Here is a 14,877-nt window from a genome sequence, read left to right on the forward strand (position 1 = left end):
GAGTACATAAGACCTGCGGCGCTTTAGGTCCACCACTTCGGTGGGGCGACATTCCTAGCGTTTCGTCATGGCGCCCCGACACGTCGTCACCATCCAACCGTCGCGCGATCTGTGCGGCACGAGCCCCGAGCAGTTCGCCGAGCTGCTGACACGGATCGGCCCGGCCTGGGAGGCGATGCGCCGATCGAACGCCGAGCGCCCGGGACGGCTGCGGGCGCCGGGTGCGGGCGCCAAGCCGGTGCCGTTGTGGCTTCGGCTGCTGGTGGCCCTCACCCACATGCGCCAGGGTCTGTCGACGCGGGCCACGGCGAGGGTGTTCGGCGTGCACGAGCGCAGCGTGCGCCGCTGGCGCGACGAGATCGAGGCCCTGCTGGCTGACCACGGCTGCACCCCTCCGGGTGCTGCTGCGCCCATCCGCACCACCGCGGACCTGCTGGCGCATCTGCAGTCGCGCCCCGCCGAGCCCGTCCTCGTCGACGGCACCGAGGTGCCTCGCTGGACGCCCGGCGACTGGGAGGCCCAGCAGGCGGCGTGGTCGGGCAAGTCCAAGGCCCATGTGCTCAAGGGCACGGTCGTCGCCGACGCGTCCCGTCGACCGCTGTGGTTCGAGGCGAACCCCACCGGCGAGGGCCGCACCCACGACACGACGATGCTGCGCGCCCAGTCGGCACTGCTGGCGACGCTGCTCGCCGCCGGGGTCCTCGTGGTGGCCGACCAGGGCTACCGGGGTCTGCGCACCGAGCTCGGCGAACGAGCGTGGGTGCCCGCCATGAAGCCGCGTCGCGGCACCCGCGCAACACGCGACACCGAGCACGCCCTCGCCCGCATGCCCGTCGAGCACGCGATCGGACGGATGAAGTGGTGGCGCGTCATGCGCGACTGGCGCCGGCCCGTCGACCGCTTTGACCGGACCGGCAAGGCCGTCGCCGTCCTCGCATCGATGCTCTAGCCGCGCGCCCGCGTTCCCGAGTCGCTGCCACGCTGTCGCGCGACCTATCCGGCCGCGGGTCCATAGCTCACCTCATGGGAGCGCGGACGGCATGTCCAACCAATGGGCGTGCCGTTTTCAGTCTCCGTCGTTCGCGCGCAGTGGGGGCCGCGCCGCCTCGCGGGCCGTAACTACTCGGCATCGAGGCTCTCCCGTCAAAAGCCGGGCGCGCTCCGCCGGTCGACGGACTTCCGGGTACAAAATCGGTGGAGATGAAATTTCGACGCCGGAACCTTGAGGATCTGGCGACCTCACCAGCGGGAACCTGGGCACCGTGACGAGCGCGATGCAGTCGTCACAAGGGCGCTGACGTCGTTCTCCGTGGCATGGGCCGTCTCGTAGAGGGAACCAATGCCGGCTATTCGACGCGAGATGGTGCCGGGGGTTCAAAGCTATGGTGAGGGATAGCTAAATCGGGGAGGGGCCGTGCACGATGCAAGTTTGTCCAAACGGCCGCTGACCCCTCCTGGCAGCGGGGTCCGCAACCGCTTGATGCTGACGACGGGCGGGCGGTGCGTGTTCGACTGCCAATACTGCTTTGCGCGGTTCTCTGGCTATCCAGGGGTCCCCACGCTCCAAGACGTGGAGGCGGGCCGGGTCTCGCTGCATGGCGTGGACATCATCTACCCGGCGTGCGATACGGACCTGTTCGGACGCGCTGACGCACTGCCCCTGCTTTGGGGCCTGACATCTCTTCGGCGGCACATCAGCCTATCGACGAAAGCAGCGCTGTCCCGTGGAACCGTGCATGGGCTTGCGGATGTGAGTCGGGTGCTGGGGGCAGCCGGACGGGCCATGAAAGTGGCAGTGTCCATCACGACCAAAGCGTCGGTGTCCCGGCTAGAACGGAGAGCATCGAGCTACGAGGAGCGCATCGAGACGCTGCGGCTGCTGAACGAAGCCGGATTGCCGACTGCGCTCAACCTGCGCCCTCTCCTGACTGACGTCGCTGCTGCTGAATACCTCGAGGTCCTCGAGGAGTGCAGGCCATACACGGTCCGCCTGCTGTTGGGCGACGAGTACGTCGACCCAGCGGCCCCTCGTCCCCAGGTGGGGTTGGAGGCTACCGATACGTTCCAGATTTCTGCGAGGCCGGGTTGGGTCGCTGTGATGGAGCCGTGGCTGCGCCGGGCGTCGGTCGACCAGTCCGGTCGCGTGGCCGCGGCGGCCGAGCGTCTTGAATACAGGGTCTTTCACAGCGACTTGGACTTGATGGACGACGTGATCGCCCGCTTGCGCTAATCCCGCTGATGAACACCCTGACTGAGATGGCCTTGGCTGTGGCGGGTATTCCGGCGCTTCTGCTGCTTATTCTGATGGCCCTGACTCAGTTGCGCGACGAGGCATTCTACCAAGGGTGGATCCGCCCGGACTCCCGTCTTGGCAATCAGGCTCAGCGAGCGGCACGAGCGCGAGTGGTCCCGGCGCTGGATGCCCTGGGCATTAACCCGCAGGTGAAGGCGGAACTGGCCAGGACTGCGGACACCGCCGCTGCCTTGGGGGCAAGGCAGCCGCAGACGCAGGTTCGTCGGTTGGACGTCGCCTTGGCCAAGACGATCAAGCCGTGGATCCGCGAGCTCGATGACAACGACTTCCGCGGCCTCCGGTGGTACGTAGACACCATGGGGGCGGTTCACCACCAAGCGCAGCACGACGTATCGCTTGCACGCATCATGGCTGCATGGGTGGAGTACCTCGCGAGACACAATCACATCGCACTACCGGGCGTTCTGTTGGTGCCGAAGGACGGCAACCCGATCCTCGCCCGCGAGGCTGCTGAGCTTCTTCCCCACCGGCCCGGCATCATCGTCGTCAAGGGTGAGAACGATCCCTCCCGCGTGTGCACGCACGGTGTGTCCCACGAAACCGACTTCGAGGGGTTGCGGGCGTATCTGGAGATGCACGACCCGGGCCTTCCGGCAACGGTTCTCGCCGTTGACGACAGCTGTACCTCTGGCCACTCGATGATGAGCGCCATCAATCGGTTCAACGACTATGTGAGAAGGAAAGAGCTCGAAGCGACGGTCACTCCTGTCGCCGACGCGGCCACCCTGTACTGCGTCAGGGCCGCCGACGATCACGCCCAGGTCTTCACTAACTCGCCTAACGACGTCGAGCTGCGGTCGCTCATCGCCTTGGGCGACGATGAGATGAGCTTCCTCGTTCGAAGCAACGTGGCGGAGTTGGAGCGCCGGGTAACCCGTTTCAAAGACGAGCACTGTGTCATGAAGGACCGTCTCGCCGGACGGGTCGATAACTGATGCACTGGGTGGTCACGGGTCCGATCGCATCCGGCAAGACGACGTGTACCTGGGGTTTGGCCACTCGGCTTCACGCGGTGGTCGTGCCGGAGAACTTCGAGTTCCACCCGCGTTTGGCGGACTTGCATGCGGGAGCCGCCCCGGCGTGCAGCGCGCAACGATGGTTCTTGGAGCAATTCCGTCAAGCGGGCGTCGTCGCGACTGAACTCGCGCGGCTCGGGGAGCGCGTGGTCCAGGATCACAGTTACTTCGATGTGCACCAGGTCTTCAACACCGCGTTGCACCGGCGGGGCTGGCTCAGCGATGACGAGTTCCTTCAGCTCGCTCTCGACTACGAGTTCGGCTTGGACGACGTGCGGCCCCCGGACCTGGTCATCGCCTTGAACGCACAGCCCGCTTCATTGATAGAGCGCGTTCGCCGTCGAGGTCGGCCGTTCGAGCAGCGGCTGACGGAGGAGTACCTTGCTGAGCTGTCTGAGACCAGCCGTGGCTGGTGGCGCTCGTGGACCGGCTGCCGAGTCGTCGAGGTTGATACCGACAGCGTCGACCCGCGGACGAGTCGTGGCGTGGACCAAGTGCTCGCCCTAGCCCACACCAAGTCGCTGGCGTAAGTCGGATTGAACGAATCGGTTAGTGGCACCTAAAAGTCTGGGCTGTCTAGGTCCTTGTAGGACGCCCCACGTGGGCGAGCAGTGAGGGAAGGGACGACCGCCAACCTCACGACTGTCTCCGTTTCGGCCCAAATGGAGTCACGTGTGTCCCGCATCGCCAGCTATCACCAGCCGGAACGAGGAGAACGGCGAAGAGAGAGGCCCCAGCCTCGTTGGCACGACCGAGCGCTACCTCGTTTCGATGTTGTGACGCGACGGGCGGCAGCTTCGCGGCTTCGTCTGGCCCATGGGGCGGAGGCGGCGCCTTGGCGGCTGCTTTCCGCCTCGCTCGACGATCTGGTGGTTGCGCGAAACCGGCGTCAGATTCGCCTTCGCGTCCCCGGCGCGTAGTCAGCGTTCACGCAGGGGCCGTACGCTTCGCTCAATGGGGGCGTCCCGAAACCGTGGCAACAAGCCGATGTCCGACGGGGAGCGCCTGCTCGCTGCGTACCTCCGCCAACAGCAGCTTCCCTACGAGTTCGAAGTTGGCGAACTGCGAAGACCCGACTTTCAGGTCCACCATCCGATCACCCGCGTGGTGTGCGAGGTGTACGAACCGACCGTTCGGCTTCCGCCGCAGGCCGGACCGTTCGATTTCGTGTCGCCTCTTCGGGGTGCCTTTCAAGGGCGCAAACGAAGGCAGGGCGCTGAGGCAAGGAGCGCTGGTGTCCCGTACGTCGTGGTCCTGGGGTCAGCCAACAGCGATGTGGGGTTGGACGTCTTCAGCGTCGCAGGAGCTGCGTTCGGGAATGTTGGTGTGTCTTCTCGATCGACCCGGCGACCGGCCGCACTGGTCCTGTAGAGACGACCTTCGGGTCTGGCGCGCGACTGCAACCGGCGATCAACACCCGGTACAGCGCTGTATCCGGCTTACCAAGTTCAACCCGACTCAGTACCGAGTGGAACGCTCCCTGAAGGATCGGCTGTCACGCGGTAAGCCAAGCCCCAGGGAGACTTGGCGCGTGGTCCGCGAGGTGTACGACCACTTTGCCGCAACGGCCGAGTTCGACCCGGAGGCGGCACTTGCACGGGTGACCGTTCTCCACAACCCGCACGCCTCGACGCCATTGCCAATGGAGGTCTTCGGGGGTCCTCACGACGAGCACTGGGGGACCATGTGGGACGACGAGGCGAACGGGCGATACACGCGCCTTGCGACCGGCCGGTTGTGGTTCGAAGTTCCGGAGTCGTAGAAGAGCTGCTACCTCGCCGCTGAGCCTCGTCAGGACGCCACGGTGCCGAATGGGTCGAGCGTTCGCTGAATGGCTTCGTTAGCTTCGGCCCTGAACTGCCGGACTGCGTCCGCGCGATGGGAATACGCCCACGCCGGATGCGAGTCATCCCACCGCCGCATCGTGTCGGCCCACGACTCTTCGTCCAGACGACGGGCTGCGTGCACCGCAAGCTCATACGTGCGCTCACTCAACAACCGCGCGCGGCGGTGACCGTGCAGTTGGAGTATTTCAGAGCGTGCGTCGCGGTAAGCGCGGGCGACCGATTCGGGACGCTCCGTGAGATCGACCTCGAGCTGAATTCGCATCCGCCACGGCTGGGGGTAGTCGCCCTTTGCAGGCGCAAACGCCGGCCACGTCATCCGAAGCGCCGTCGTTTGAGGCGTGAGCCCGGTCAACACGTGGACCGTCGCCTGTCCGGGTTGCCAGCCGTACTCCACGGCGAGCCGTTCGGAGAGCCGACGGAGGCGCCCGAGGACACCATGTTCGTTGACCCCAATGACCCGACGCCACGTGTCCTCGGGCACCGCGTACGCCAACGGGTCGGAGGCATAGCGAACGTGGTCTGGTGGTCGCTTCGGTACGCGCTCTGAAGGTTCCGGTTCGAGCCAGGTGGCGACCACGCGCACGGAGGGGCTGCCGTCGGCCGCAGCGTGACCGTTGATCCAGCCTTCCACGTCTTTCCAGTCGAGCAAACCGGAGGGCAGATGGTCGACACGGAACGAGCGAACCTCTCCGTCGTCGTTAGCTTCGACCGCGAGGATCTCGGACACCGCCCGATGGCGGTGTCGCTCGGCCTGAGGCATGGAGGGCGCCTTCGGCGAGTCCCTGTGGTCGAAGAACCCGCGGGCTGGGGCGGCGCGGCCAGCCCGCACCCCAACTTCCTCATGCACACCGCGGCGGTGACCGGCTTCGCCCTCGCCCTGGCCGACGCTGGCGACTCGGGCCTCGTGCTGCGCGAGTGGCGGCGGGACGAGGAGGCGTGGGAGCACTGGCGCGACGGCGACCGCGACCTCCACGTCGCACCGGACGGCCTGCTGCGCGCGGACGCCTTCGGCCGCTCCGTCGTCGCCTTGGTGGAGGTCGACCGGGGGACGATGACCCAGCCGCGACTTCGGGGCAAGGCGCTTCGCCACCTCCGCTACGCGCACGACCGGGCCTGGGCGGGACGCCACCCCTGGCCGCCGCCGCTGCTGTTCCTCACCACCTCCGAGGACCGGGCGCGCCGCCAGCTCGACGGCGTGGACCGCCTGAGGGTGTCGTCGCGGCGCAAGAGCCGCGTGTCCATCGCCTTCGCCTGGACCGGTGCGGCGCGCCACCTTTGGCGTCCGCGGTCCCATAGGTGAGCTATGTACTCGAAACGGGGCCGAGGCGGGCTTCCACGTCGTCGAGCAGGCGGGCGGAGCACCCCGCCATGTCGGCCACCGGCACGGCTTCCTCTACCAGTCGCTCGGCCAGGGCGGCGAAGGCGGGCACGCTGCCGGGCCGCCCGACGTCGCCGCCCGCCGCCACCGACGGGTCGAGGGGGATCGAGGCCAGCAGGGGCACGCCCAACTGCGCCGCCAGCCGCTCACCGCCGCCCCGCCCGAACAGCGGGTACGACTCGCCGTGGTCGCACACGAAGGCGCTCATGTTCTCGACCACGCCTGCCACCCGCAAGTACCCCTTGCGGGCCATGTCGGCGGCCCGGGCGGCCACGTTCTGCGCGGCCAACGCGGGCGTCGTCACGATCACGACTTCGGCCCGCGGCAACATGCGGGCCAGCCCCATCTGGATGTCGCTGGTGCCGGGCGGCATGTCGATGAGCAGGTAGTCGAGCGGCGCCCAACGCACGTCCTCGAGGAAGTGCTGCACGGCCCGGTTGAGCATGAGCCCCCGCAGCATCACCGCCTGGTCCTCGGCCGACCCTTCGATCGACCCCATCGACACGACCTTCAACAACCCGGCGCCCACCGGCTTCTCCAGCGGGAGCATCTTGCCGTCGACGGCGGCGACCCGACCCTCCAGGCCGAGCATGCGGGGGATGGAGAACCCGCCGATGTCGGCGTCGAGCACGCCGACCGTCAGCCCCCGCATCGCCAGCTGCACGGCCAGGTTCGACGTCACCGACGACTTGCCCACGCCGCCCTTGCCCGAGGAGATGGCCAGCACCCGCGTCGTGGCCGGGATGTCGGTGTCGACCGCGTTCTCACGCGCCTTCCACCGGGCCCGCTGCATCAACGAACGCTTCTGCTCAGGGGTCATCTCACCGAAGTGCACCCGCACCTCGCCCACGCCCTCGACGGCGCCCACCCGCTCGCGTACGTCTCGCATCAGTTGCGCCCGAAGCGGGCAGCCGGCCGTCGTCAACGCCAGCGTCACGTCGACGTCGCCGGTGGCCTCGTCGACGTCGACCCGGTGGACCATGCCCAGTGCCACCACGTTGTCGCCCAGCTCGGGGTCGATCACATCGACCAGGGCACGACGCACGGCAGCTTCCACGTACTGAGTTTACAAGGAATCTGCCTGGTATATTCCTGTCGATGGATCGGCTCCCGGTGTTCAAGGCGCTGGGCGACGACACCCGCTACGCCATCTACCTCGAACTGGCCCGCTCGGCGGTGGCCCTGTCGACGGCCGAGATCGCCGAGCGCCTCGGCCTGCACCCCAACACGGTGCGGCCCCACCTGGAGAAGATGCGCGACGCCGGCCTTCTGCACGTCGAGGTCGTCAACCGGGGCACCGTCGGCCGCCCGCAGCACCTCTACGCTCCCGCCGCCGACGCCCCCTCCCTCGGCTTGGAGCCGCCCGCCTTCCCCCTGCTGGCGGGCCTGCTGGCCAACCTGGCCGCCGCCCTCGACCCCCAGTCGGTGGCCGTGGCCGAGGCAGGACGGGTGCACGGCCGCCACGCGGGCATCCAGCGGGCCGACGCCCCGTCGTGCGTCGCCGCCGTGACCGACGAACTGGCCGACCTGGGGTTCGATCCCGCCGTGGGCCACGACGGCCGCACCGCCACCGTCGCCTTCACCCGCTGCCCCTACCGGGAGCTGGCCGAGGCGTTCCCCGAGCTGGTCTGCCACCTGCACCGGGGAATAGTCGAAGGCATGGTCGAGGTTCTCGGAGAGGTCGACGTGGCCCGGTTCGCCACCCTCGCCGACCGTGACCCGTGCCAAGTCGACTTGGTCGCCCGGTAGACTGACATTCGCATTCGTTCGAGGAGGCAATTCCCTGTGAGCACCACCGAGACGGTCCCGAGCCCGATCACCCTTACCGAGACCGCGGTGACCAAGGTGGCCGACCTGATCGCCCAGGAGGGCAACGCCGACCTCGCGCTGCGTGTCGCCGTCCGCCCCGGCGGGTGCTCCGGCTACAGCTACGAGATGTTCTTCGACACCGAGATCGCCGACGACGACATCTCGTCGAGCTTCGGTGCCGTCAAGGTCGTCGTCGACCCGGCCAGCGCCCAACTGCTGACCGGCGCCACCCTCGACTTCAAGGACGGCCTCCAGGGCGCGGGGTTCGCCATCGACAACCCCAACGCCCAGCGCAGCTGCGGCTGCGGCCAGTCGTTCAGCTAGTCAGCCCACCAGTCGGTTGAGGGCGTCGCGCACTTCGGTGCGGTCAAAGGCGTTGTCGAGGCGGGTGCGCACGATGCCCGCGGCGTCGGCCAGGAAGAGGAACGGCTCGCCCGGCAGCTTGTAGGCCTCGACGGCGGGGGCCAGCTTCTCGCTGTTGGGCTGGGCGTAGATGTCGACGTGGATGAAGCGCACCCGGTCCTTGAAGGCGTCGTGGTGCACGAGCAGGTTCTGCAGCACCGGCCCGCACAGGCGCGACTTGCACCGCGCCGGGGTGGAGAACAGCAGGGCGATGGGCCGCTTCTCGGCCAGTGCGGCGTCGAGGCTGATCTCGTGCAGCGGGCACACGGGGTCGGCAGTGCAGATGGGCTGCACGCCCTTGGGGTCGGCGGCCGTGGGCGTGGGCACGCTCAACAACGGCTTGCCCTCGTAGGGCATGGGCATGCCCTCGGGCGTGCTCACGTTGATGGCCGCGGTGAGGGTTCGCCCGCCGTGCGTCACCACCGCTTCGTGGATGCCGGGCACGGCAAAACGGTGTGTCACCGGGAAGTACGGCAACGAGATGCCGTCCTCGTGCACGTCGGCTCGTACCGGTGCCGTCAATTTCCCGTCGGGCGCCTTGAAGGCCACCTCGATGGGGCCGGTCGGGTGCGCCGGCCCGTTGCCCTCCAACAGTGCCAATGCCACCCGCTGGTCGATGCCGGCTACGTGCACGTAGGAGGCGAGCACCAACGACGGGTTAGTGAGTCGCTTGCCGGGGTCGGCGTCCACGTCGATGTCGCTGCCGCCGTCTCGGCAGGCGGCGGCCACGGCGAGGCCCGCTGACGCGAGCAGGAACGTGCGACGGCTGACTTCGAGGGCCACGAGGCCAACCTATCCTCCCTCCGTGCCCTTCCAGTTTCAGCTCGACGGCCAACAAGTGGAGGTCGACGACGACGGCTCGTCGCTGCTGGAGGTGTTGCGCGACCGCCTGGGCGTGCGCTCGCCCAAGGACGGCTGCAGCCCGCAAGGCCAGTGCGGTTGCTGCACGGTGCTGGTCGACGGGGCGCCGCGGGTGGCGTGCGTGACCCCCGCCCGGCGCATCGCGGGCCGCCAGGTCACCACCCTCGACGGACTGCCGCCGGAGACGAGGCAGCAGTGGGCCGACGCCTTCTGCGCCACCGGTGCCAGCCAGTGCGGCTTCTGCACGCCGGGCATCATCGTGCGCCTCACAGCGGGCGGCGACCTGCTGGCCCACCTGTGCCGCTGCACGGGGTGGCGCACCATTCTCGAGGCCGCGGCCCGGGTGGGCGAGACGTTCCCCGAACGCGACCTCGACGCGGCGTCGGCTCGGGCCGCCATCGAGGGCGGCGTGCCCCAGCGGGTGGCGCCCGAGGTGGCGTTGGGGGCGGGCGGCTTCGCCGACGACACCGCACCCGACGACGCCCTGTTCGCCGTGCCCGACGGCCGCGGCGGCTGGGCGGTGGGCGAGACGCTTGCCGAGGCGCGGGCCAAGGCGGGCAAGGTGCAAGGGCGCCGCACCACCATCGACGTCCGCCACCCGCTCGACCTGCCGCCCGGCGACTGGGACGTGGCCCTGCGCACCACCTGGGTGGAGCCCGCCTACCTGGAGCCCGACGCGTCGTGGTGCGTGCCGGGCGGCGAGCCCTACACGCCGCTCGCCAATGGCGGCGCCTTCGGCGGCAAGGCCGACTCGCCCGCGCCCGCCGCCGCTCGGGCCTTGGCCGACGAACTTGGCAAGCCGGTGCGCGTGCTGTTGTCGCGCGAGGACGTGGTGCGCCTCGGCCCCAAGCGCCCGCCCGTCGCGGGCGGTGCCAACGCCGACGGCACCGGCGTCCTGCGTGTGGCCCGCACGCCGGGCATCGCCGCGGCCATTGCCTCGGTGGCCCCCGGGCTGCGGGTCGAAGAGGCCGACGTTGTCGGCCCGCCCACCTCGGCGCACGTGCGCGCCGCCGGTTGGGCTGAAGCCGCTGTCCTTGTGGCGGCGGCGGCCAAGCGCCTCGAGGTCACCGCGCCCAACGGCGCCCGCGCCGAAGCCGTCGTCACCGACGAAGGCGTGCGGGTGCGAGTGGCGTGCGGCGACCCGCTCGACGACGTGGTGCTTCGCTCGTACTGCATCGGGGCGGCCCACATGGCGCTGGGGTGGGTGCGCACGGAGGGCATCGCCGTCGATGAGCAGGGCGAGGTCCACGACCTCACCATCCGTTCGTTCGGCATCCTGCGGGCCAAGGACACGCCGCCGATCGAGGTCGAGATCGACCGCACGCCCGGCCCGTCGGTCAACGGTTCCGACGCCGTGTTCGCCGCCGTGTCCGCCGCTGCTTGGCGGGCCGACGGCCTCGGGCCAGACTGGCCCCTTTCCCGAAGGAGAACTACATGACCAAGCCCCTCGGTCCCTACAGCCCGGTGGTGCGAGCGGGCGAGTGGGTGGTGACCTCCGGCCAGATCAAGCCCGATGCGGGCGACATCCCCGCGCAGACCACCGCCGCCATCTCACAGGTGCGGGAGTTGCTGGAGTCTCAGGGCGCCTCGCTGGCCGACGTGGTGAAGACGACCGTGTTCCTGGTCGACATGGGCGACTTCGACGCCATGAACGAGGCGTACGTGGCGGCCTTCGGCGACCATCGGCCCGCTCGCTCCACCATCGGCGTGGCTGCCCTGCCTGCGGGCGCTCGGGTCGAGGTGGAGGCATGGGCCCACCTCGGGCGATGATGTCGGCGTGACCGGTGCCCTGATCCTCGCCCTCGTGATCCTGGTGGTACTGCCCGTGGCCTTCCTTATGACGGCCGCCCTCATCACCGCCCTCATGGGCTGGTGGCTGAAGAAGACGGTGGAAGACGACCACGAGGGCTCCGAGCTCGTCGACCTCAACTACTGACCAGTTCGAGTACATAGCCGGCGAATCTCGCCGGCTATGTACTCGGGAGTGGAGCTACAGGCTCCAGCGGGGTTGGCCGAAGCGGTAGCCGACCGAGCGCACCGTCGAGATCAAGTTGGCGTGCTCCTCGCCGAGCTTGGCCCGCAGCCGCCGCACGTGGACGTCGACCGTGCGGGCGCCGCCGTAGTACTCGTAGCCCCACACCCGCGACAGCAACGTCTCCCGGGTGAAGACCTTGCCCGGGTGCGTTGCGAGGAACTTCAGCAGCTCGTACTCCATGTAGGTGAGGTCGAGCGGGCGCCCGCCGATGCCCGCCTGGTACGTCTCCAGGTTCAGCACCAACGGGCCGTATTCGACGAGCTCGGGCCGGGTGCCGCGGCCGGTCCGCCAGAACAGGTGCTTCAGCCGGGCTTCGAGCTCGCGGGGCTGGAACGGCGACAGGCAGAAGTCGTCGAAGAGGTCTTCACGCAGCTCCAGGTCGGGAAGCTGGAGGCCCGACACCAACAGCAGCACCGGCTCCATGGGCAGGTCGCGCTTGCGCAGTGCCCGGCAGAAGGCGAAGGCACCTTCGGGGTCCTCGTCCGCGCACACCACGGCGCCCGACCAGCCGTCGTCGGGCTCGATGTGGGCAGCCTCTTCCGCCGTCATGGCCGCCTTCCACGGGTACCCGCCCAAGTCGAGCGACTGGGCCAGCACCGGCGGCGGCGGGTCGGGGAAGAGCAGGAGCGGTTCCATGGTCCCCCTAGAGCATCGGCAGGTAGCGGTCGATCTCGAACTGGCTGACCTGGGCCTTGTAGTCCGCCCACTCGGCCCGCTTGTTGCGCAGGAACCACTCGAAGACGTGCTCGCCCAACGCCTCGGCCACCAGCTCGGAGCGCTCCATCTCGGCCAACGCCTCCGACAGCGACCCGGGCAGCGACGGGATGCCCGCCGCCACCAGTTCCGACGGCGACATCTCGTAGAGGTTGGCGGCCGCCTCGGGGGGCAGGTCGTAGCCCTCCTCGATGCCCTTGAGCCCGGCGGCCAGCACCACGGCGAAGGCCAGGTAGGGGTTGCAGGCGCCGTCAGGGGCTCGGTACTCGATGCGGGTCGACTCGGTCTTGCCCGTCTTGGCGATCGGCACCCGGATCAGCGCCGATCGGTTGTTGCGGGCCCACGACACGTACACCGGCGCCTCGTAGCCGACCACCAACCGCTTGTAGGAGTTCACCCACTGGTTGGTGACGGCGGTGATCTCCCGGGCGTGGGTGAGCAGGCCTGCGATGAATCCCTTGCCGACCTTCGACAGGTTGTTCTCGTCACCCGGGTCGTAGAACGCCGGCTCGTCGGCCTCGAACAGCGAGAAGTGGGTGTGCATGCCCGAGCCCTGCTCGCCGGTGAGCGGCTTGGGCATGAACGTGGCCCGCACGCCGTTGGCCGAGGCGATCTCCTTCACCACCTGGCGCACCGTCATCACCGTGTCGGCCATGGTCAGTGCGTCGGTGTGGCGCAGGTCGATCTCGTGCTGGCTGGGCGCGTCCTCGTGCTGGGCGTACTCCACGGGGATGCCCATGTCCTCCAGCATCAGTACCGTCTGGGTGCGCAGCGCGCCTGCCTTGTCGGCCGCCGTCAGCTCGAAGTACGAGCCGTGGTCGAGCGGCTTGGGCACGCTGCCCGCCTCGCCGTCGGCGAAGTAGAAGTACTCCAGCTCGGGCGCCGCGTAGTAGGCGAAGCCCTTCTCCCGAGCCCGTTCCATGGCTCGGCGCAGCACATGCCGAGGGCACCCTTCGAACGGCGTGCCGTCGAGGTTCAAGATGTCGCAGAACACCCGAGCGCCCGCCGCCGCGCCGTCGACGCCGTGGAGGATCTGGAACGTCTTGGCGTCGGGCCGAGCCAGCACGTCGCTCTCCTGCACGCGGGAGAAGCCGTCGATGGCCGAGCCGTCGAAGGTCATGCCCTCTTCGAGGGCGTTCTCCAGTTCGGCAGGCGTGATGCTGAAGGTCTTGGGGATGCCGAGGACGTCGGTGAACCACAGTTGGATGTAGCGGATGCCTCGTTCTTCGACGGTCCGCAGCACGTAGTCCTGTTGGCGTTCCACGCTGCCCATGGTGACAGGGAATCTGCCGTTTCCGCCCCCGTTCACAATCTGTTCACACAAGTGGAACCGTTGTGAAACTGCACGCTGCGAGCCTCTCGTGGCACAGTCGGTGCAACACCGCGAGGGCAAAGGGACAGAACCGTGAGCTACTTGGCCGAGTACATCTGGATCGACGGGACGGAGCCGACCGCACGCTTGCGGTCGAAGACCAAGGTTCTGGCCGACGGCGCCGAACCTCCCATCTGGGGCTTCGACGGCTCCAGCACCAACCAGGCGCCGGGGCGCAACTCCGACTGCGTGCTGCAGCCGGTGGCCACGTTCGCCGATCCCATCCGGGGCGGCGACGCCATCCTCGTGATGTGCGAGGTGCTGCTGCCCGACATGACGCCGCACGCCACCAACACCCGGGCCAAGCTGCGGCCGGTCGCCGAGCAGTTCGGCGACCAGGAGCCGCTGTTCGGCATCGAGCAGGAGTACACGTTCTTCAAGGCCGGCCGGCCGCTCGGGTTCCCCGAGGGCGGCGGCTTCCCCGCCCCGCAGGGCTTCTACTACTGCGGCGTGGGCGCCGACGAGGTCTTCGGCCGTGAGGTCGTCGAGGCCCACCTGGAGAACTGCTTGGCCGCCGGCATCTCGCTGTCGGGCATCAACGCCGAGGTCATGCCCGGCCAGTGGGAGTTCCAGGTGGGGCCGCTGTCGCCCCTCGAGGTGTCCGACCAACTCTGGATGTCCCGTTGGCTGCTCTACCGCACGGCCGAGGAGTTCGGCATCACCGCCACCGTCGACCCCAAGCCGGTCAAGGGCGACTGGAACGGCGCCGGTGCGCACACCAACTTCTCGACCAAGGCCATGCGCGAGACATACGACGCCATCATCACGGCGTGCGAGGCGCTCGGGAAGCGGGCTGACGAGCACGTGGCCAACTACGGCGCCGACATCGAGCACCGGCTGACCGGCCTCCACGAAACCGCCCCGTGGACCGAGTTCAGCTACGGCGTCTCCGACCGCGGTGCGTCGGTGCGCATCCCGTGGCAGGTCGAGGTCGACAAGAAGGGCTACATCGAGGACCGCCGGCCCAACGCCAACTGCGATCCCTACGTGGTGACCCGCCTCATCACCGAGACCTGCTGCTCGGCCCTCACCACAAGCTGAGAACTACGCACACGAAGGGGCCGGCGCTGAGCGCTGGCCCCTTCGTCGCGCCCCACCCCGAAGTTGCGTAGGAAACGCGCCGTTTTCC

At 68.7% G+C, this 14,877-nt stretch carries 17 protein-coding genes; 12 read left to right on the forward strand and 5 right to left on the reverse strand.

Annotated features, from left to right (window positions below; translation table 11 throughout):
- The first annotated feature begins 67 nt into the window (after positions 1-67).
- From VM938_09605 to VM938_09625, 5 genes are all read left to right on the forward strand, one after another.
- Complete coding sequence (locus VM938_09605; protein ID HVF75293.1) at positions 68-949, forward strand: transposase family protein; 882 nt, start codon at positions 68-70, stop codon at positions 947-949.
- Between the two features lie 651 nt (positions 950-1,600).
- A complete protein-coding gene (locus VM938_09610; protein HVF75294.1) occupies positions 1,601-2,230 on the forward strand; it encodes a hypothetical protein in 630 nt (209 codons plus the stop codon).
- 8 nt (positions 2,231-2,238) lie between these two features.
- Complete coding sequence (locus VM938_09615) at positions 2,239-3,249, forward strand: hypothetical protein (protein ID HVF75295.1); 1,011 nt, start codon at positions 2,239-2,241, stop codon at positions 3,247-3,249.
- Entirely contained in the window at positions 3,249-3,860 is a 612-nt protein-coding gene (locus tag VM938_09620) for a deoxynucleoside kinase (GenBank protein HVF75296.1), read from the forward strand. The genes VM938_09615 and VM938_09620 overlap by 1 nt, the downstream gene beginning before the upstream one ends.
- A 1,001-nt stretch (positions 3,861-4,861) precedes the next feature.
- Complete coding sequence (locus VM938_09625) at positions 4,862-5,092, forward strand: hypothetical protein (protein ID HVF75297.1); 231 nt, start codon at positions 4,862-4,864, stop codon at positions 5,090-5,092.
- 29 nt (positions 5,093-5,121) lie between these two features.
- On the opposite strand, the gene VM938_09630 is transcribed toward VM938_09625, so the two are convergent.
- Complete coding sequence (locus tag VM938_09630; protein HVF75298.1) at positions 5,122-5,904, reverse strand: hypothetical protein; 783 nt, start codon at positions 5,902-5,904, stop codon at positions 5,122-5,124.
- 57 nt (positions 5,905-5,961) lie between these two features.
- Between VM938_09630 and VM938_09635 the strand changes: the two genes are divergently transcribed.
- Entirely contained in the window at positions 5,962-6,477 is a 516-nt protein-coding gene (locus VM938_09635; GenBank protein HVF75299.1) for a replication-relaxation family protein, read from the forward strand.
- Between the two features lies 1 nt (position 6,478).
- Here VM938_09635 and VM938_09640 read toward each other — a convergent pair whose 3' ends face one another.
- Entirely contained in the window at positions 6,479-7,600 is a 1,122-nt protein-coding gene (locus VM938_09640) for an Mrp/NBP35 family ATP-binding protein (protein HVF75300.1), read from the reverse strand.
- 53 nt (positions 7,601-7,653) lie between these two features.
- On the opposite strand from VM938_09640, the gene VM938_09645 reads away from it, so the two are divergent.
- Both VM938_09645 and erpA read left to right on the forward strand, forming a co-directional pair.
- Positions 7,654-8,304 carry a helix-turn-helix domain-containing protein gene (locus VM938_09645; GenBank protein ID HVF75301.1) on the forward strand — a complete coding sequence of 217 codons (651 nt, stop codon included), beginning with the start codon at positions 7,654-7,656 and terminating at the stop codon, positions 8,302-8,304.
- A 36-nt stretch (positions 8,305-8,340) separates the two neighbouring features.
- Positions 8,341-8,688 carry an iron-sulfur cluster insertion protein ErpA gene (gene erpA, locus VM938_09650; GenBank protein ID HVF75302.1) on the forward strand — a complete coding sequence of 116 codons (348 nt, stop codon included), beginning with the start codon at positions 8,341-8,343 and terminating at the stop codon, positions 8,686-8,688.
- Here erpA and VM938_09655 read toward each other — a convergent pair whose 3' ends face one another.
- Positions 8,689-9,549 (reverse strand): hypothetical protein, encoded by an 861-nt coding sequence (locus VM938_09655; protein HVF75303.1) that lies wholly within the window; start codon positions 9,547-9,549, stop codon positions 8,689-8,691.
- Positions 9,550-9,571: 22 nt separating this feature from the next.
- On the opposite strand from VM938_09655, the gene VM938_09660 reads away from it, so the two are divergent.
- The 3 genes from VM938_09660 to VM938_09670 are packed head-to-tail and all read left to right on the forward strand — an operon-like array spanning position 9,572 to position 11,563.
- On the forward strand, positions 9,572-11,065 hold the full coding sequence (locus VM938_09660; protein ID HVF75304.1) for a 2Fe-2S iron-sulfur cluster-binding protein: 1,494 nt from the start codon (positions 9,572-9,574) through the stop codon (positions 11,063-11,065).
- Positions 11,062-11,397 (forward strand): RidA family protein, encoded by a 336-nt coding sequence (locus VM938_09665; protein HVF75305.1) that lies wholly within the window; start codon positions 11,062-11,064, stop codon positions 11,395-11,397. Before VM938_09660 ends, VM938_09665 begins: the two co-directional genes overlap by 4 nt.
- 7 nt (positions 11,398-11,404) lie before the next feature.
- Positions 11,405-11,563 carry a hypothetical protein gene (locus VM938_09670; protein HVF75306.1) on the forward strand — a complete coding sequence of 53 codons (159 nt, stop codon included), beginning with the start codon at positions 11,405-11,407 and terminating at the stop codon, positions 11,561-11,563.
- 54 nt (positions 11,564-11,617) lie between these two features.
- Here the strand turns inward: VM938_09670 and VM938_09675 are convergent, their stop codons facing one another.
- Positions 11,618-12,298, reverse strand: a complete 681-nt coding sequence (locus VM938_09675) for a response regulator transcription factor (GenBank protein ID HVF75307.1) — start codon at positions 12,296-12,298, stop codon at positions 11,618-11,620.
- 7 nt (positions 12,299-12,305) lie between these two features.
- Positions 12,306-13,649 carry a glutamine synthetase family protein gene (locus tag VM938_09680; GenBank protein ID HVF75308.1) on the reverse strand — a complete coding sequence of 448 codons (1,344 nt, stop codon included), beginning with the start codon at positions 13,647-13,649 and terminating at the stop codon, positions 12,306-12,308.
- A 132-nt stretch (positions 13,650-13,781) separates the two neighbouring features.
- Here VM938_09680 and glnII point away from each other — a divergent pair, with 132 nt between their 5' ends.
- Positions 13,782-14,789, forward strand: a complete 1,008-nt coding sequence (glnII, locus tag VM938_09685) for a glutamine synthetase (GenBank protein HVF75309.1) — start codon at positions 13,782-13,784, stop codon at positions 14,787-14,789.
- The last annotated feature ends 88 nt before the right edge of the window (positions 14,790-14,877 follow it).

The sequence above is a fragment of the Acidimicrobiales bacterium genome, from assembly GCA_035536915.1.
GTDB lineage: Bacteria > Actinomycetota > Acidimicrobiia > Acidimicrobiales > JAHWLA01 > JAHWLA01.